Source organism: Fischerella thermalis PCC 7521, from assembly GCF_000317225.1.
GTDB lineage: Bacteria > Cyanobacteriota > Cyanobacteriia > Cyanobacteriales > Nostocaceae > Fischerella > Fischerella thermalis.
Window position 1 is genome coordinate 34,560 of the sequence record NZ_AJLL01000060.1, and the last position, 18,513, is coordinate 53,072.

The window sequence follows — 18,513 nt, forward strand, 5'->3', positions numbered from 1 at the left end:
AGAAAGGTTAACTTTTTGGTGCACTTGCCTTTGACCAGCAGATGAAGTAGAGATAATCAAAATACATTCGCGCCTTGATCATCATCTTGTAACTAAATTATGAAAACTACTATTTTTATTCCGCCACGTTTTTTACTATTTCCACTAGTAGCATTAATAGGAATAATTGGTTTAGGGTGTAATTCCCAACCAAAAACAAACAATATACCAGATCAACTGACAATTGGCGTGATTAGCTACGGCGAAGGAAAAACATCGCTCGATAAGTATGAGCGCTTTAAAGATTACATAGCATCCCAAACTCGGGCAATGGTAGATCTGGAACCAGCTTACAACGAACTGCAAGCTATTGACCAAATTCGCAATAAAAAATGGGAATTAGTATTTGCACCTCCTGGTTTAGCTGCGATCGCGATCGGCAAAGAACTTTATATCCCTCTATTTTCGATGGAAGGAGTCAGTAATAGACAACGTTCTTTATTGATTGTTAGAGAAGATAAACCAATCACAAAAATATCAGATTTGGCGAATAAGACTGTTGCTTTAGGAGAAATTGGTTCTGCTGCTGGTTATTATGTTCCTTTGTACGATCTCTACGGTTTAACCTTGGCTGAAATTCGTTTTGCTCCCACTCCCAAAACAGTACTTGAGTGGATTAGTGACGGAACAGTTGATGCTGGCGCTATATCAGAGCAAGATTTTGAGCTTCATCGCCGCAGTTTTAGGGAAACCAAGTTTAGAACTTTACACACCAGTCGCTGGATTCCCTCTGGTGTGATGCTACTTTCGCCTACAGTAGATCGCAATCAACAGCAGCAAATCCAAAAAGCAATGAACGATGCACCTGCCGATATTGCTGCTGACGCAGGTTACGTTCCTGCTGCTAAAATACCTAGTTACCAGGAGTTTATTAAATTGGTCGAAAAAGTTCAGCCGATAGAGACAAGGGTAAAGCACAAACCCGCAGTTCTCCTCCCAGAAACATCTATCCAGCAAAAGTCAAGTTAACAAGCAAACAATTTATTTCAAACACTTGATAAAAATTAATAATTTATCTGCATATTTTCTGAGAGCTACACCGAATAAATAATTAGGCTTAGAGCCATTTTTTTCCACAAATAAACTTCAATTAAACAGAAACTAATTTTCTTCTCCAAGCGTCATTCCAGGTAAAAACCTCTAGGTGTGTTCATCAAGAGTAAAGCTCAAAAAGCTTAAGCTTGAAAATCGCCAGAAACGCTATATATAGCTGAAGCTGCTTATCAACTAAAAATTCATAGATATTCTGGATATTTTATACGAAAATAAACAGGCTAGGAGTTGAAGTTATAAATGACCAAATTATGTATGGAAAATAATTAGGAGTATCATGATATGTCTCAGCCCCCCTTAATCAAACCAGAAATACCTTCGGGAACATTAATTGATAATCGTTATATCATCCAACAACTGCTAGGACAGGGGGGTTTGGGGCGAACCTACTTGGCGTTTGATACTCGGCGTTTCAATGAGGCTTGTGTCCTCAAGGAATTTGCTCCCATTGGTACTGGGGGAGGAGGATTAGAAAAATGTCGGAATTTATTCAAAAGAGAAGCCAAAATCCTTCACCAGCTAGAGCATCCACAGATACCTCGTTTTTTGGCTTGCTTTGAAGGAGATGGTCGCCTGTTTCTGGTACAAGAATATGTCAATGGAAAAACCTACTCAGCCTTATTACGCGATCGCCAACTTCAAGGACAAACTTTTACAGAACAAGAAGTTATTCAGTGGCTGAAATATTTATTACCTGTTTTAGAGTATATTCACCAGCATCATATTATTCATCGAGACATTTCGCCCGACAATATCATGTTACCAGAAGGTAACATTTTGCCTGTATTAATTGATTTTGGAGTTGGCAAACAAATAGCTGATCTCAATGATGTTACTAGTTCCAATCAAGCAACTTTTGTCGGCAAAATGTCTTTGGTGGGAAAAGTAGGATACGCTCCTCGCGAACAAATCAGCTTAGGGTTATGTTCTCCTAGTAGTGACCTTTATGCTTTAGGGGTCACAGCTGTTGTACTACTTACAGGTAAAGATCCATCATTCCTCATGGATCAGTACAGCTTGGAGTGGAAATGGCGTTTTCACACCTATGTCAGTGATGGATTTGCTCAAATCCTAGATAAAATGCTATCAGATACACCCAGGCATAGATATCAAACATCTCAAGAAGTTTTAAGAGACCTTGAGCTTTTAGGACGACCTCAAACAGCATCATCAACAATGTTTGATGTTCCTCCTACTATACTCACTCCTGACTCTCAAACAACAGTGACAATAGCTCAGTCTCCTAATTCAGATTTAGATGAAACAGTGCTAAGTAAACCACTAGGTCAACAAGCTTTTCCTCATCCACAAACCTCTCGCCATCCCCAAATTCATCAAAATCAACAGACTCAACAGACTAATCAAAATCCACAAACTTCTCGTCATCCCCAAACTTATCAAGGTCGGTCTAGTTACCAAAATCAACCGACCAATCAAAACCAACAACAAATTACCTCGCTCAATGCTGCATTTGTTCAGCGTTGTCAAGATGCCTTAGCGTTCTACATTGGTCCTATGGCTAGCCTAATTGTAGAAGATACTTTAGCCGACAATCCGCAAGTCACACCTTACCAATTTGTTGAACTCTTAGCAAGAGAAATCCCAGAGTCAGAAGCAGCATTGGAATTTACAAGACGCCTATTTTCTTGATATTGAGATGGGGAGGTGAGGAGTGGGAGGAGTAAGGAAATAATCACTAACCACTAACAACCAACAACCACCAACTAACCTCCTAACATTCAGTGTTGGGGATAGTCACTACTACTTCCAGTACCACCCATTCCTCCTGTACCATGTGTATTTCCAGGAGGACGTTTGAGCCGTTTCATTGCCATTTCCAAACTTAACTTCATGCGTTTAAAAGCTTTGGCGAGATGACCAATTTCGTCATTAGTTAACTGCTCAAATTCCACATCCATATGTCCTGTACTGACTTCTTCCGCCACACGAGTGATGCGTTTGAGAGGAAGAACTACTTGTTGAGTCAAAAAGATGTTAACTAGAACAATAACAATAATGAAAACAATAGATACAAGTCCAACAATTAACAAAGAAGACTGATTTGCTTTGTTAATGACTCTGCTAGCTGGTACAGAAATCATTTGCGCGCCAACAATTTCACCCAATTGCCAGTTAAAACCGTTAGCCGTACCATAGCGATCGAGCATACTTTTTGGTGCTTGATCTGGTGTACTGTGGCATTCTAAGCATTTTGCCTCAGAAACTGCGAGCGGACGAGCAATATAGTAAATATCTCCACCAGGAAGCGATCGAAATCCACTTTCTTCTTTTAAGTTTTTGTTACCTCGGAAGCGATTCACAACTTGCGTCTCAAAGCTATCAGCTTTATCCCGCAAATTAGTAGGGTTTAAGGTTGCTTCTTTATAAAAAAACTCTCGATAATCTTGTTTTTGCCGCAAATTTTCAAATACTTCTCGTGCTGAGTAACCAGGTACTGATTGCGGTAAAAACTCAACTTCCAATTTATCAACTAGTTCCGGATTAACTTGAGTGCTAGTATATTGCCGAACAGAAATCATAGTTTCCATCAACATCAAAGCTGTGGAAGTAATTTCCTGTTTAGCATTTTGCCTCAACACAGAAGATAAAGCTAAACCGCTCAAGCTTAAACCAAATGTCAGAATTACAAGTAATAAAATCGTAACTTTTTGTTTCAATCGCAAATTTTTTAACATAATTTTAACCATTTAATATCATGGTACAAAATACGTAATACTGTATTTTCCCAATTCTAATTACCTAAGAGTTAATTATGTTACCAAAATTCAGAGAAATAACATATCTTTAATTTTTAATTTGGAATTTTTTAAGTTTCTTTATTTCCTGTATTTCTTTTCAGTCTTTTTATCGCCATTTCTAAGCTACACTTCATCCTTTTAAAAGCCTTAGCAAGATTACCAATTTCATCATTGGTTGTCTGTTTAAATTCAACATCCATGTGTCCCGTGCTAACTTCCTCAGCTACACGAGTTAAACGCTTCAGAGGACCAATAACTTGACGTTCCAAGAAAATATTGACTAAAAGCACAACAGAAATAAAAACAGCAGACACAATTAAAATTATCAAAAAAGAAGATTTATGTGCTTTTTCAATAACTTTAGTAGCTGGCAAAGAAATTATCTGTGTAGCAATAATACTATTCAACTGCCACCCAAATCCATTCTCTGCACCGTAACGCTCAATCATTGTTTTAGGTGCAACATCAGGAGTGCTGTGACACTGCAAGCACGCTGGTTGAATCAGCTTGAGTGGACGAGCAATATAGAAAATATCCCCACCAGGCAAGGAACGAAAACCGCTCAACTCTTTTAAATCTTTCTCATCAGTAAAACGCTTGATAATATCTGCCTCAAAACTATCAGCTTTATCCCTAAGACTTGTAGGATTGAGGGCAGCTTCTTTATAGAAAAAGTCTTTATACTCTGGTTTTCTTCGTAAAATTTCAAATACTTCCCGCGCTGAATAGGCAGATACAGTTTGTGGCAAGAACTTCGTTTCCAATTTATCTACCAGTTCCGGCGTTACTTGAGTAACTGTATACTCACGCAAAGAACTCATCGTTTCAATCAGTGATAAAGCATTCGTAGCAATTTCTTGTTTAGCATTCTGCCTGAGTAAAGAAGATAGACTTAACCCGCTCAAACTCAAACCAAATACAAGAATAAGGACTAGCAAGATTGTGAATTTTTGTCTTAACTTCAGATTCTTTAGCATTTTGAGCAGCTCTCGCTTTTTGCAGGAATGATAGAAACTACAAAATCAGATTACAGCATTCCAGATATGAACCATATTTTCTATTAATAAAAAAACTAACTTAAAAAGAAACATTAGGTTCTATATCCCAAAACACAAAAATTACGCAATATCAATATTAAAAATTTTAATCATTAGTACGATAGATAATCCTTTTTGTTATCAATAAGTTGATGAGCGTTGCCTAGCCCAAAAAATTTATGAAATATGAGTTTATAGAATTCATAACTGAATTCACTACTTTCTTCTCCAATCAAGATTAGCTATGAGATTCTTTGTGTTCCATCCTGCGGTCAGCTGCTAGCTTATCTGTATTTACTTTGTGGTATATTTCAGCCAGCCCTTGTGCATCTACTTCAAATAGAAATTGATAATTGAGGGGACAACACCGAATAAAATTAGGGGGATTAGCGTAATATTTAATTGGTAATTGGTAATTGTCAATTGCTAATTGGAAAAAATTAGAATAAGTTCTTACCAATTACCTATTACCGGGTGACGGGGCAGTGACACCATCATTTTTAAAAAATGAGGTTTTCACGTCACCCAATCTTAATAAAGCGGCAAGTCAGAAAAGTACCAGTGTCTACAACCATAGTTGGCTGCTGTCGTGTCAAAATAAATAGCAGATTTAGCAATTATTACTAATGGTTTGGAATCCAGGACAACGGTTGTTTGGGGGACGCTATATCATCCAAAGAAAGCTAGGTGAGGGTGGAATTGGTATCACTTACCTCGCCACCAACGAACATGGAGAACCGCGGGTAATTAAAACCTTAAAAGAGGAAATTTTCAATAACCCTGCCTGGAAACCGCACCGAGACAAATTAAGGCTTGACTTTCGGGATGAGGCTGTAAGATTAGCTGTGTGTCGCCATCCACACATAGTTCAAATAGAAAATATCTTCGATGAAGCAAATATGCCTTGTATGGTGATGGAGTACATCGAAGGTGAAGACATGGGTAAACGTTTGCAACGGGTAGGAATGCTGCCAGAAACAGAAGCACTACTTTATATACGACAAGTGGGTGCAGCTGTAACTGTGATTCACCGCAAAGGCTTGCTACATCGGGACATTAAGCCACGCAACATCATGCTGCGCAACGGTAAATTAGAAGCTGTTTTGATTGACTTTGGCATTGCCAGGGAATTTATTCCCAATGTTGTACAGAAACATACAGTTTATCGTACTCCTGGTTTTGCCCCTCCTGAACAATACGAATTAGAAGCACCACGGGGAGAATACATTGATGTCTATGGTCTCGCAGCTACTTTGTACAGTTTGGTAACTGGGATAGTACCAACTAGTGCAGAGGAGAGACGCCGCAACATTCCTCTGCAACCACCACAGTACTACAATCCTAATCTTAGCCACAAGGTAAATCAGGCAATTCTGCGGGGTATGGAATTGCAACCCAAGTTGCGTCCTCAAAGCGTACAAGACTGGCTAAATCTACTAGATTCTGAGTTTGAGGAAGATTCATCTTTACCACCCACACAAATTATTACTACCAAAGCACACACTCAAACTACTGTTTTATCGAGCCAAAGGCAGTGGAAATGTATAAACACTCTCAAAGGCCATGCCAGTATGGTGCAAACTGTGGCAGTTAATAGTGACAATCAGCTTTTAGCTAGTGGTAGTAGTGACACCACTATCAAACTCTGGGATTTGGAGAGTGGTAAGTTACTGCGTAGCCTTGGTCGTTGGTTTTCTGGCCATTCCAGTATGGTTAGTAGTGTCGCCTTCAGCCCAGATGGAGAAATTCTTGCTAGTGCTGGTTGGGATGAGACTATTAAACTGTGGTTAGTTAGTTCTGGAAAAGCAATTCGCACTCTCAGAAACCACAGCAATTGTGTAAATTCTGTCTGCTTTAGCCCAAATGGACAGATGCTTGCCAGTGGCAGTGCTGATTGTACGATTAAACTATGGCAGGTCAGTACAGGTAGAGAAATTCGGACTTTTGCTGGTCATACTGATACTGTTTGGTCTGTTGCTTGGAGTCCGAATCGAGAAGTTATCGCTAGTGGTAGTGCTGACTACACAGTCAAACTTTGGTATATCAATACAGGTCAAGAAATTCGCACTCTCAGAGGACATTCCTTTTTTGTGAATGCAGTTGCTTTTAGTCCAGATGGCGAAATGATCGCCAGTGGCAGCGCTGATTCTACTATCAAACTATGGTTAGTAAGTACAGGTCAAGAAATTTGCACTCTCACAGGGCATTCTAACTCAGTATGGTCACTTGCTTTTAGTCCTGACGGAGAGTGGTTAGCTAGCGGTAGTTGGGACAAAACTATCAAAATTTGGCACGTAAGCACAGGTAAAGAAACTTACACTTTAACTGGCCATTTGAACTATATCCGATCCGTTGCCTACAGTCCAAATGGACAAATTTTAGTAAGTGGTAGTGATGACGACAGCATCAAAATTTGGCAGTGCAGGTAAGAGAGGTGGGGATTAGGGGCAGTGGGGAGATGGGGGAGTGTGTAGACGCACCTTCTTCGGCTTCCCGTAAGGGTGGAGTGTGAGGTGAGAAGTGTGAGGAGTAGTAAGCTGTTAACTGCTAACTACCAATGTACAGACGCGATGTTCCTCGCGTCTCTACCCACTAACTATTACCAATTACCAATTACCAATTACCCAATATGCTTTTGCTTCTCCAGATAGAACTGCCGGTTCTCAAAAATTGGGACAATAATGACGTTAAACTGTGATTTTTAAGTATTCAAATTTTATGAGTTTCGGTATCGGTGATTTGTTTTGGATATTTCTGCTTTTTTCGTCTTTTCAACCGATTTGGCAAAAACGTCAGATTGAATATCGACGCTTCCGCGCCCTTCAAGAATTTGAACGACAACGCAAAAGTAGAGTTATTTTTCTGATTCACCGCCAAGAGTCTATTAGTTTACTAGGAATACCCATATCACGCTATATTACTATTGAAGACTCAGAACAGATTTTGCGGGCGATTCGTCTGACTCCGCCAGATGTGCCAATAGACCTAATTTTGCATACTCCTGGTGGTTTAGTCTTAGCAACTGAACAAATTGCTAGAGCCTTGATTCGTCATCCGTCTAAAGTTACAGTTTTTGTACCCCACTATGCCATGAGTGGTGGAACCATGCTTGCTTTAGCTGCTGATGAAATTATTATGGATGCCAATGCTGTTTTAGGACCTGTTGATCCTCAACTTGGAAATTTCCCCGCAGCAAGTATTCTGAAGATTTTAGAAGATAAACCTATCAGTGAAATCGACGACCAAACGCTGATTATGGCAGACTTGTCGCGCAAAGCTATGCAACAAGTACAAAACTTTGTGCGGACTCTATTAAAAGACAATATACCAAGGCAAAAAGTTAAGCCAGAAAATATCGAAAACATCGTCCAAGCCTTGACAAGTGGACGCGTCACTCATGACTATCCCATCACAGTTGAAGAAGCAACAGAAATGGGGTTGCCCATAACAGTAGGGCTACCGCGCATAGTTTATGACTTGATGGAGTTGTATCCCCAACCCCAAGGCGGACGCCCAACAGTACAATATATCCCCATGCCCTACGATGACCGTCGTCCCCTTCTACCAAGTCCCAAAGGTAGACCGCTAGAAGAACCAACTCAAATGCGTTAGTGGTAATGGGTAATTGGTAATGGGTAAATAAAAACACTATTACCAATCACCAATTACTTGCTAACTACTGTTCTTTTAAGCTAGTTTTGAGGGTTTGTAGTAAGCACTTTTGTACTTAAAATTTTAGGACTAAAGTCGTGAATACGAACTTTGTGATCCATCAATTCAAAATTGACAGACTACTAGTCTGCCAAACAAATTATTAGAGGTCATAGACCCCCGACTTTTTGAAAAAGTCGGGGGTCTGAACAACCACAACCTGTCAAAATCAATCGGGTGGACTACTACTAACCACTAACTACCAATAAATTTACCGACTTTTGTTGAATCTAAGGTGTAGGTGATGGTGTTGCTGTGGGTGATGGACTTGTTGTTGGGGTTGCTGTGGGTGATGGTGTTGCTGTGGGTGACGGACTTGTTGTTGGGGTTGCTGTGGGTGATGGTGGTGTAGATGACGGTGCTGCTGATGGATTTTGGAGTATCCTCTTAGCCTCTTTGTCAAGTCTCTGCCGCAATGCTAAGTCGGCAATTCCTGTTTGGGGAATTTGGAGTTTTTTCTGATAAAGCTTGACTGCGGATTGGGTTTGAGGTCCATAAAATGGGTTTTTAGGTAAAAGAGGATTTGGTTTAGCCACCAGATTTAAGTTTGCCTGGAGAATCCTGACAATATTTGCCGCAAATGCTTGGGTTTTTGGCCCGGCTATACCATCCACTGGTTGCAGTCTATAACCCTTTTGAAATTCTTGAATTGCTTTTTTAGTTTCCGCATCTGTTAGAGGTGCATTTGATACCGTAACTTTATAGCCTAATCCTTGCAGTACACTGCGAAATTGCTGTGGAGTATAGATTTGTTGCTGTACTGTCGTAGGTGTTTGTGCGATCGCTACACTTGCTGCGACTGTTACTATGCAAACAGTAGCTACACTCAGGCTTGATTTGCCAAATTCACACCACATAATTCAAACTCCTTTTTATGAAGCCAGCAAAATATTGATGTTACTAGAACTAACAGATGCATTTTAAGTTTATATAAATACTTTGGCTGAAATATTAATGATTTTTGATTAATAGCATTATCTTCAGTTTAAAATTGGATTATTTGTATAAAAAGTTTTCATCTTCGATCCGAAAAAAGTATTTTTACTTAAAAACAAGATATGCGAAAAAGTTTAAATCAGCATAATTTAGAGTTTTTTAATGTTAGCTGTTGGTTTTTGGATGTTTGTTGATAATTTGATTCTTTACAATCACCGACTCACTACTGACCACTAACTACTAACTAATAACCACTTACAATATTGATAGAAAGAATGTCTAATTCAAAATCTCTCAATAATTCCAAACTATGGTTTGAACGAGTGATGGCAATTATTGCCACTATCAACTTATGCTTAGTTTTGTTTAATTTAAGCTATATTTCTTGGCGGGATAGATATTTACAATATGTACCGCTAATTGTGACTGCTTATGATCCAGTAAAAGGTATTGAACCTCATAGGGAAACTGAAAAATATCTCAACACAATTGATGAACTGAAAAATCAGGTTAGTAAAACTGGGTTACAGTCTCCCGAAGCAGAATCCCAGTTAGCTGAGTTACGTCGTCTGAGTGTTGAAATGATAGTCAATAATCCGTTTGCATCGGCTAATAAAAGTGGCACGCTGGAAAAAATCAAAAATCAAATGCGTGTCCACATGAACCAAGAATCTGCTAAAAAAGCATTCGCCATTTTTTGGACTCAAGAATATTTAGTGAAAAAAGGCTGGACAAATGAATTTATGTTTTTTAACCAACAAATCAGACCTTTAGTCGCTACTAACTACTATCGGAGAATTGGAGAAAATGGTGAATATATTGATTATTTTTGGCTGATTGATTTACCTTTTGTATGCATATTTGCTGTGGAATTGCTCATCCGCAGCTATGATATTAAACGCCGCTATCCTAGTTTCAGTTGGTTGAATGCAATTCTGTGGCGCTGGTATGACTTATTTTTACTACTACCTTTTTGGCGTTGGTTACGAACTATAACTGTGATCATTCGTTTAGACAAAGCACAAATATTAAATTTGCAGCCAATTAGACAGCAAATCCACCTGGGTATTGTATCAAATTTTGCAGAAGAAATCACTGAAATAGTTGTAGTTAGAGTGATTAACCAGGTGCAAGGTTCTATTCGTCGGGGTGAATTAGTTAGTTGGTTTTTGCGAAAAGAGAATTTGCGTCCTTATATAGATATAAATAACGTCAACGAAGTAGAAGCGATCGCGGCAATTTTAGTACAAACTACCGTCTACCAAGTTCTGCCTAAAATTCAACCAGAAATAGTGGCTATTTTGCAGCACAATCTTGAACGTGCTTTAAATAATTACCCTATTTACCGCAACTTGCAAAACTTGCCTGGAGTAACAAAAATACAAACACAATTGAGTGAGCAATTAGCAACTCAAATCACCACAAATCTATACAATGCTCTTGTGACTACAGTGGAAGATCCTGTTTCCGCAAAACTCTCTAGTCAGTTAGTGCAACGCTTTAGTGAAGCCTTAGGAGAGCAAATACAACAAAAACACGTACTGCTAGAACTGCAAAGCTTACTTGTAGACTTTTTAGAGGAAGTCAAGCTGAACTACGTCAGACGCCTATCCCAAGAGGATTTTAATAAAATTTTAGAGCAAACTAGGCAGTTGAGGAGCGTGGGGAGTAAGGCACGGGAGATGGGGTGATGGGGTGATGGGGACTGGGAGGAGTGGGAGGAGTCCAATAATAACCCCACCAACAACCACCAACAAATTCTTTCTTGCTTCTCGCCAAAAAAAAAATACGCTACACTCAAAGAGAGGCGAATCAACTTTGATTCGTCTAAAGACTTCTTGGAAGATATCCCTATCGCAGGAAGTGGGTAAACACCCACTTTTTTTGTTGGAATTGTCGCATGACTCATCCTTTAGTCCCACAAATTATTGATTTGGCCACACCAGTAGCAGAAGAACTGGAATTAGAGATCGTTGGGGTAGTTTTTCACACCAACCAACGTCCACCAGTTTTGCGGGTGGACATTCGCAACCCACACCAAGACACCGGGCTGGATGATTGCGAACGGATGAGCCGCGCTTTAGAAGCAACTCTAGATGCGGCAGAAGTCATTCCAGATACCTATGTTTTGGAAGTATCCAGTCCTGGTATCTCCCGACAATTAACAACAGACAGAGAATTTATTTCCTTCAAAGGGTTTCCCGTGATAGTTTCCACCTCCCCGCCCTACGAGGGACAGCAAGAGTGGACTGGGCAATTAATTCGTCGGGATGAAACATCTGTTTATTTAAATCAAAAAGGTCGGGCGATCGCAATTCCCCTGACTCAAGTTACCAAAGTGCGGTTGGATGAGCGCCGATAGGAGAGGGGAAAGGGATTGGTGATCAGGGATCGGTGATCGGGATCGGGAGAAGACAAGGGAAGGAGGACAAGGAGAACAAGGGAGACAGGGAGAATATTTTTGATAAATTCTCTGCGTCTTCCTCTCCTGGCGATCCTTGTCTTCTTCCCCTAGTTTGACTTGCCTTCTCATTCGCCAGTGCCTAATCACCAATCCCAGAACCCTAATTATTTAAGGAGATTGCTTATGTCAATGGTTAGTTTACCTGGTTTAAAAGAGTTAATTGAAAGTATAAGTAGAGAGCGTAATTTACCTCGGATGGCAGTGCAATCAGCCATTCGAGAAGCGCTATTAAAAGGTTATGAACGTTATCGTCGCGCCCAAAATTTAGACCGCAAACAATTTGATGAAGATTACTTTGAAAATTTTGATGTCCAACTAGATGTAGAAGAAGAAGGTTTTCGCGTCGTTGCGACTAAAACAATAGTTGAACAAGTCACCAACAATGACCATGAAATTGCCTTGCAACAGGTGCAAGACATGGGAGGCGAAGAAGCACAATTGGGTCAAGAAGTAGTACTAGATGTTACCCCAGACCAAGGGGAATTTGGCCGGATGGCAGCAATGCAAACCAAGCAAGTATTGGCGCAAAAACTGCGGGATCAGCAACGGCAATTAATTCAAGAAGAGTTCCAAGATTTAGAAGGAACAGTTCTACAAGCCAGAGTATTGCGGTTTGAGCGGCAATCAGTGATCCTGGCTGTAAGCAGTGGTTTTGGTCAGCCTGAAGTAGAAGCAGAATTACCCAAGCGTGAACAACTACCTAACGACAATTATCGGATTGGTGCTACATTCAAAGTCTATTTAAAAAAAGTTTCTCAAGGTCAGCAACGCGGACCACAGCTATTAGTATCTAGGGCTGACGCGGGTTTAGTAGTTTATTTGTTTGCCAACGAAGTGCCAGAAATTGAAGATGAAGTCGTACGTATTGTCGCAGTGGCGCGGGAAGCTAACCCCCCATCCCGTCATGTCGGACCTCGGACTAAAATTGCTGTAGATACCTTGGATCGGGATGTAGATCCCGTAGGTGCCTGTATTGGCGCCCGCGGATCGCGAATTCAAGTAGTAGTCAACGAGTTGCGAGGTGAAAAAATTGATGTCATTCGCTGGTCTCCAGACCCTGCTACCTACATTGCCAATGCCTTGAGCCCAGCACGAGTAGATGAAGTGCGTCTGATGGACCCAGAAACTAGGCAAACTCACGTCCTGGTAGCAGAAGATCAACTAAGTTTAGCAATTGGCAAAGAAGGACAAAACGTCCGCTTGGCTGCTCGTTTAACTGGTTGGAAAATAGATATTAAAGACAAAGCTAAGTATGATCATGCAGCAGAAGATAGTAAATTTGCTGCTGCTAGAGCGAAATACGCCGCAGAACTTGAGGAAATGGAGGAGGAAGAATTAGACGAGGAGGAATTGAAAGATGAAAATCAACCAGAGTTAGAAGATGAATTAGACAACGAAATTGAAGACGAACTTTATGATCGCGATGCAGAATAGTTAAAACATTATTAAATGAAACCAAACTATCGACGTTGTATCAGTTGTCGCAAAGTGGGTCTAAAAAATGAGTTTTGGCGGATTGTCCGCGTCTTTCCTTCTGGGCAGGTACAATTAGATGAGGGCATGGGGCGTTCAGCCTATATATGCCCTCATATGGGTTGTTTAAGTGCAGCTCAGAAAAAAAACAAACTCGGGCGATCGCTACATGCATCAGTGCCAGAAACACTGTATCAAACATTGTGGCAGCGCCTATCCCAAAGTAATCTCCCAAATCAAATCGAGCATTAACTGCTTAGGCGGTCATCCCCAGGGGAATTGTGCCGACAGCCGCACCCCAAGCGCTATCGCTACATCCTCTATTATGCTCGTATTTAATGCCAAAATAGTAATAGGGTGTCTGGCAAATCGCTCTTTAAATACTTAAAGGGGGCGAAGCAACACTCAAAACATAGACTTACGCTCAATGTGTTGTGGAAGACTCAGAATCAGCAAAACAAAAACATAAAAAATTGCAATCTGGTAGCGCCCACGCGCAGTCCGGCGTCAACCATCGTTTTAGGTGGCGATGCCAGCCTTAAACCGAAACATCTCTCTTTCCTGATTGGAGGCACCGGCAACAAAACGGCAACCTAAAAACAGTAATCAAAGGATGGAGATGTCGTAAAAGCTGGCATCCATCCGCCAAAACTGTAAATTATAGGGGAAGAGTGGATGAACAACGGCAAAGTTAGAATCTACGAATTATCAAAGGAATTGAATTTGGATAACAAAGAGCTATTAGCAATTTGCGACCAGCTCAATATCGCGGTCAAAAGCCATAGCAGCACAATCACAGAATCCGAAGCAGAACGCATTCGTTCTCAAGCGGAAAAAGTGGCGGCTACGCACCAGATGTCAAAAAAAGAGCATCATGGTGCAATTAGTCATAAGCCAAATACAGCACAAATACCATCTCGCAATCGACCAGCTGCATCCCAAAAACAAGAATTGTTAGAAATTCGCAAACCAAAACCACCTAAAAATAGCCCCGGCAACGCCCTTGAGGCGTCAGCTGCTACCAATAGTCAATTTGCTTCTTCTGAAGTTAACCCTCTGTTACCCCCCAGACCTTTCGCCACACCAGTCTCATCCATGAAGCCGACGGCACCCATTCGACCTGTTTCCCGAAATCAGTCTGAGGCAATCAAAGAAACTGCTGCTCTAGACGCAGACAATACGCCCAAGTCAAACCAGCCTAAGGAGAAAATGGCAGCGGAAAAACCAGAACCAACTTCCCCTGCACCAAATAAGCCGAAACCAGAAAAACCCCAAAAACCACAACTGGTTGCTCCACCCACAAGGCCTGCTGCGGATAAACCGGAAACCACGCCCCAGCCTCATCAACCAGAAAGACCTATCCTGAAGCGCGATCGCGATCAGACTCGAGACCAGGTCAAAGGTAAGGGAAAATCACAACCTGGCACAAACGTAGAGGCTGGACAGACCACTCAACAGCCGCCAAGGCCAGCGCGTCCAGTCACCGGACAGCCAAAGTCGGAGCAAAAAGGTAATAAAGGAGTCCCCGTTGCGGGAGATACCCCAAGACCCAAGCCGCCAACACGTCCAACTCCCGCACCAGCAGCAGTAGGACCACAAAAACCTGGGCCAGTATCACCAGTAAAATCACAGATCGTCGACGAGGTAGAAACAGAGACAGAACAAGACACTCCAGAAATCATCGAACTCAAGCGTCCCACACCTCCACGTCAACCAAAAACTGGTAAAAAGTGGCAGCCGGAAGAAGAAATTGACGAAGTCAAAGAAACTGGCAAGGCTAAAGTCGGCGCTAAAGGCAAACGTATCAAGCCTATTGTTGATGACGAGGACTTTGAAGAAGATTTCCTTGATGATGAAGATGCAGAGCTAGCTGCTGCTGCTGTGGCGGTCAGTAATGCGATCGTCCGTCCGCCTAAACCGAAAACTAGCAAACCAGCACAGCCTGCTGCTGTTGTCGCTGCTCCGAAGCCAACCAAAAAAGCCCCTGCTGCCGCTCGTGACCAACAACGTCGCCCACAGGAGCAAAAGCGCGAACGTCCTGAAAAACTAATTGTCACAGGCACGATGACCGTGCAAGAGTTGGCTGATGCATTGGTAGTTGCTGACACAGAAATTGTCAAAATTCTGTTCCTCAAAGGCATGGCGGTGAGTATCACTCAAAGTTTGGATATCCCCACAATTACTTTAATCGCCAACGAACTAGGTACAGAAGTCGAAACCCAACAACCAGAAGCTGAAGCCCGTAAAGTCACAGAAATGATCGACGTGGCAGATCTGGAAAACCTTCAGAGACGCCCTCCAGTGGTGACAATTATGGGTCACGTAGACCACGGTAAAACTACCTTGCTCGATTCAATTCGTAATACCAAGGTAGCTGCTGGGGAAGCAGGTGGTATTACACAACACATCGGTGCTTACCACGTAGACGTAGAACATGATGGCAAAGTCCAGCAAGTAGTATTTTTAGATACACCTGGTCACGAAGCCTTTACAGCCATGCGGGCGCGGGGAGCGCGGGTTACAGACATTGCCATTTTAGTTGTGGCCGCTGATGATGGTGTCCGTCCCCAAACAATTGAAGCTATTAGCCACGCTAAAGCCGCAGAAGTGCCTATTGTTGTTGCAATTAACAAAATCGACAAAGAAGGCGCTCAACCAGACCGAGTTAAGCAAGAATTGACTAATTATGGTCTGACCCCAGAGGAATGGGGCGGTGATACAATCATGGTTCCTGTAAGTGCGATCAAAGGTGAAAATCTGGATACGCTACTTGAGATGATCCTGTTGGTCGCAGAAGTAGAAGAACTGTCTGCTAACCCAGATCGTCCTGCTAAGGGAACAGTGATTGAAGCTCACCTCGATAAAGCCAAAGGCGCGGTTGCAACTCTGTTAGTGCAGAATGGTACCCTGCGGGTAGGCGATATCCTTGTGGCTGGCTCGGTATTTGGTAAAGTGCGAGCCATGATCGATGATCGAGCCAGAAAAGTAGAAGCTGCGACTCCTTCTTTTGCTGTTGAGGTACTCGGTTTAAGTGACGTGCCAGCAGCCGGAGATGAGTTTGAAGTCTTCCACAACGAAAAAGAAGCACGCGCACTCGCTAATGAGCGTGCAGAGAAACAGCGTCAATCCCGCCTCATGCAAGGCCGCGTTACCTTGGCTGGGATCTCAGCTCAAGCTCAAGAAGGCGAGTTGAAAGAACTCAACTTGATCCTTAAGGCAGATGTCCAAGGCTCAGTCGAGGCAATTGTGGGATCACTCAAGCAAATTCCACAAAACGAAGTCCAAATCCGCTTGCTGTTGGCTGCTGCTGGAGAAATTACCCAGACAGATATTGATCTGGCCGCTGCTAGTGGAGCCGTTATTATTGGCTTCAACACCACTTACGCTAGTGGTGCGAGACAAGCTGCCGATGAAGCTGGTGTAGATGTACGAGAATACAACATCATCTATAAACTTCTAGAAGACATCCAAGGTGCTTTAGAAGGTCTGCTAGAACCAGAGTTAGTAGAAGAACCTCTGGGTCAAGCAGAAGTACGTGCTGTCTTCCCTGTTGGTCGCGGAGCTGTTGCTGGTTGTTATGTCCAATCTGGCAAACTGGTTCGCAACTGCAAAGTGCGAGTACGTCGTGGCGGTAAAGTTGTCTACGAAGGAATTCTGGATTCGCTGAAGCGCATGAAAGAAGATGCCCGCGAGGTCAACACAGGGTTTGAGTGCGGTGTTGGCATCGATAAATACAGTGACTGGACGGAAGGCGATATCATCGAAGCCTACCAGATGGTGACTAAGCGTCGTACCCTCTCGGCTGCGGCGAGATAAAACAGTGGCTGGGAGAAGAAGTGAACACTTCGTATCTGGGCTAAACACCGGACATGGAAAGTTGATAGCAAAACTCTCCATGTCAAACCCATATTTATCAAATCTCTCTCTGGCTTGATCACCTTTCCCCAAGCCAGAACTATAATTTAATTAGTTCAGTAACAAAAATTAATTTTATTAAATTTATAAACTTCCATTTTTACTAGCTTGAAATTAAGGCTGAGGGCAGATGGCAGGAGGCAGAAGGAAAGACTGTTTTGATTCCCTCGTTGTGGGATAAATAGCCCGTGGGGGTCTAGCTTGAAAATAAGGCTGAGGGCAGAAGGGGTAAGAATTTCCATGTTTGGTTGTGTACCAAATTTCATGAATAGCTGTCTTGAAAATAGGTGTAGGGGTGTAGGAAGATTGATATTTTCGTACACTCATTTTATGTAGGCTTTCCCCCATGGGGATTTGACTTGGCAGTAATGATAGTTAATTTAAATTAGAAGATATTATGTTCAAATTTTACTATCACCGTAGCAAATTTTACCAGGTTTCTAATTTTATATTTGCAAGGGTTAAAACCGATTAAAGCTGTTTTGCTGTTTTTAAGCAATATTATTGTTCTCAGCAATTTACTGTAAGCATAACGTCGCTTTTAGTCACAAATGAAACAGAATTTGCTGCCATAGAAGTATTAGCCTTAATAACAGGTTTGGCAATGTTTCACAATCACAGGAGTGCAGGCAATAATACCCTTTAACCTTTCCTACAAAAGTGTATCTACTTAATTTGTAAGAGGTATACATAATTAAGGATGTGAGTAAGTCTACCAATTAAGCTAAAACTAAGGACAAAAACCTATGGCTCTAATTCAAACTTCTGGCGATCGCCAATCATCTGATAATCCTCAAATTTGGGCTCATTTAAAGAATGCGATCGCCGCTAGTTCTGGTTTCCAGCGCTGGTTGTTGGAACGCGATACTCAATTCCAAAAACTTACCCTGGAACAACAGGTGCAGAGGTATCTACGAGAAACTTTAGAAAATTTAGCTTACTGAAAATACATCACTTGTAGCTTATTTCCTAGATAGCAAAATTAACTATTGCTATTCTCCCCTAACTAAAGATGTGTGTATGTGACAAAAAGCCTTTGCCTCAAAAGGTATATGGATACACAAACAGCCCTATCTGGTAAGTGGGGGATATGTATGAAAATTTTCAGCGTTTTCTACAGTTAGAA

13 protein-coding genes are annotated in these 18,513 nt (G+C 41.7%); 10 read left to right on the forward strand and 3 right to left on the reverse strand.

What is annotated here, in order from left to right; genetic code table 11:
• Positions 1 to 99: 99 nt before the first annotated feature.
• Positions 100 to 1,008, forward strand: a complete 909-nt coding sequence (locus tag UYK_RS0112655) for a phosphate/phosphite/phosphonate ABC transporter substrate-binding protein (RefSeq protein ID WP_009458847.1) — start codon at positions 100 to 102, stop codon at positions 1,006 to 1,008.
• Positions 1,009 to 1,374: 366 nt separating this feature from the next.
• Complete coding sequence (locus UYK_RS0112660; RefSeq protein ID WP_009458846.1) at positions 1,375 to 2,742, forward strand: serine/threonine-protein kinase; 1,368 nt, start codon at positions 1,375 to 1,377, stop codon at positions 2,740 to 2,742.
• 89 nt (positions 2,743 to 2,831) lie between these two features.
• Here UYK_RS0112660 and UYK_RS0112665 read toward each other — a convergent pair whose 3' ends face one another.
• Both UYK_RS0112665 and UYK_RS0112670 read right to left on the reverse strand, forming a co-directional pair.
• On the reverse strand, positions 2,832 to 3,788 hold the full coding sequence (locus tag UYK_RS0112665) for a c-type heme family protein (protein ID WP_026086453.1): 957 nt from the start codon (positions 3,786 to 3,788) through the stop codon (positions 2,832 to 2,834).
• 131 nt (positions 3,789 to 3,919) lie between these two features.
• Complete coding sequence (locus UYK_RS0112670; protein ID WP_016871510.1) at positions 3,920 to 4,828, reverse strand: c-type heme family protein; 909 nt, start codon at positions 4,826 to 4,828, stop codon at positions 3,920 to 3,922.
• 686 nt (positions 4,829 to 5,514) lie between these two features.
• On the opposite strand from UYK_RS0112670, the gene UYK_RS0112680 reads away from it, so the two are divergent.
• A complete protein-coding gene (locus UYK_RS0112680; RefSeq protein WP_016871512.1) occupies positions 5,515 to 7,317 on the forward strand; it encodes a serine/threonine-protein kinase in 1,803 nt (600 codons plus the stop codon).
• A 289-nt stretch (positions 7,318 to 7,606) separates the two neighbouring features.
• Entirely contained in the window at positions 7,607 to 8,500 is an 894-nt protein-coding gene (locus UYK_RS0112685; protein WP_009458842.1) for an SDH family Clp fold serine proteinase, read from the forward strand.
• 329 nt (positions 8,501 to 8,829) lie between these two features.
• Here UYK_RS0112685 and UYK_RS0112690 read toward each other — a convergent pair whose 3' ends face one another.
• Positions 8,830 to 9,456 carry a peptidoglycan-binding domain-containing protein gene (locus tag UYK_RS0112690; protein WP_009458841.1) on the reverse strand — a complete coding sequence of 209 codons (627 nt, stop codon included), beginning with the start codon at positions 9,454 to 9,456 and terminating at the stop codon, positions 8,830 to 8,832.
• Positions 9,457 to 9,810: 354 nt separating this feature from the next.
• On the opposite strand from UYK_RS0112690, the gene UYK_RS0112695 reads away from it, so the two are divergent.
• From UYK_RS0112695 to UYK_RS0112720, 6 genes are all read left to right on the forward strand, one after another.
• Positions 9,811 to 11,226 carry a hypothetical protein gene (locus tag UYK_RS0112695; RefSeq protein WP_009458840.1) on the forward strand — a complete coding sequence of 472 codons (1,416 nt, stop codon included), beginning with the start codon at positions 9,811 to 9,813 and terminating at the stop codon, positions 11,224 to 11,226.
• A gap of 209 nt (positions 11,227 to 11,435) precedes the next feature.
• Positions 11,436 to 11,897, forward strand: coding sequence for a ribosome maturation factor RimP (rimP, locus tag UYK_RS0112700; protein ID WP_009458839.1), 462 nt, complete (start codon positions 11,436 to 11,438; stop codon positions 11,895 to 11,897).
• 231 nt (positions 11,898 to 12,128) lie between these two features.
• Positions 12,129 to 13,433: a transcription termination factor NusA gene (gene nusA / locus UYK_RS0112705; protein ID WP_016871513.1), complete on the forward strand. Its 1,305-nt coding sequence runs from the start codon at positions 12,129 to 12,131 to the stop codon at positions 13,431 to 13,433.
• Between the two features lie 15 nt (positions 13,434 to 13,448).
• On the forward strand, positions 13,449 to 13,724 hold the full coding sequence (locus UYK_RS0112710) for a YlxR family protein (protein ID WP_009458837.1): 276 nt from the start codon (positions 13,449 to 13,451) through the stop codon (positions 13,722 to 13,724).
• Between the two features lie 423 nt (positions 13,725 to 14,147).
• Positions 14,148 to 17,288, forward strand: a complete 3,141-nt coding sequence (gene infB, locus UYK_RS0112715; protein WP_009458836.1) for a translation initiation factor IF-2 — start codon at positions 14,148 to 14,150, stop codon at positions 17,286 to 17,288.
• 845 nt (positions 17,289 to 18,133) lie between these two features.
• Positions 18,134 to 18,331 carry a hypothetical protein gene (locus UYK_RS0112720; RefSeq protein ID WP_016871515.1) on the forward strand — a complete coding sequence of 66 codons (198 nt, stop codon included), beginning with the start codon at positions 18,134 to 18,136 and terminating at the stop codon, positions 18,329 to 18,331.
• Positions 18,332 to 18,513 lie beyond the last annotated feature (182 nt).

Coding starts and splice junctions, on each gene's coding strand:
- nusA (WP_016871513.1), top strand. CDS start 12,129: ATGGTTAGTTTACCTGGTTTAAAAGAGTTAATTGAAAGTATAAGTAGA.
- UYK_RS0112655 (WP_009458847.1), top strand. CDS start 100: ATGAAAACTACTATTTTTATTCCGCCACGTTTTTTACTATTTCCACTA.
- rimP (WP_009458839.1), top strand. CDS start 11,436: ATGACTCATCCTTTAGTCCCACAAATTATTGATTTGGCCACACCAGTA.
- UYK_RS0112685 (WP_009458842.1), top strand. CDS start 7,607: ATGAGTTTCGGTATCGGTGATTTGTTTTGGATATTTCTGCTTTTTTCG.
- UYK_RS0112710 (WP_009458837.1), top strand. CDS start 13,449: ATGAAACCAAACTATCGACGTTGTATCAGTTGTCGCAAAGTGGGTCTA.
- UYK_RS0112695 (WP_009458840.1), top strand. CDS start 9,811: ATGTCTAATTCAAAATCTCTCAATAATTCCAAACTATGGTTTGAACGA.
- infB (WP_009458836.1), top strand. CDS start 14,148: ATGAACAACGGCAAAGTTAGAATCTACGAATTATCAAAGGAATTGAAT.
- UYK_RS0112665 (WP_026086453.1), bottom strand. CDS start 3,788: ATGTTAAAAAATTTGCGATTGAAACAAAAAGTTACGATTTTATTACTT.
- UYK_RS0112660 (WP_009458846.1), top strand. CDS start 1,375: ATGTCTCAGCCCCCCTTAATCAAACCAGAAATACCTTCGGGAACATTA.
- UYK_RS0112680 (WP_016871512.1), top strand. CDS start 5,515: ATGGTTTGGAATCCAGGACAACGGTTGTTTGGGGGACGCTATATCATC.
- UYK_RS0112670 (WP_016871510.1), bottom strand. CDS start 4,828: ATGCTAAAGAATCTGAAGTTAAGACAAAAATTCACAATCTTGCTAGTC.
- UYK_RS0112690 (WP_009458841.1), bottom strand. CDS start 9,456: ATGTGGTGTGAATTTGGCAAATCAAGCCTGAGTGTAGCTACTGTTTGC.
- UYK_RS0112720 (WP_016871515.1), top strand. CDS start 18,134: ATGGCTCTAATTCAAACTTCTGGCGATCGCCAATCATCTGATAATCCT.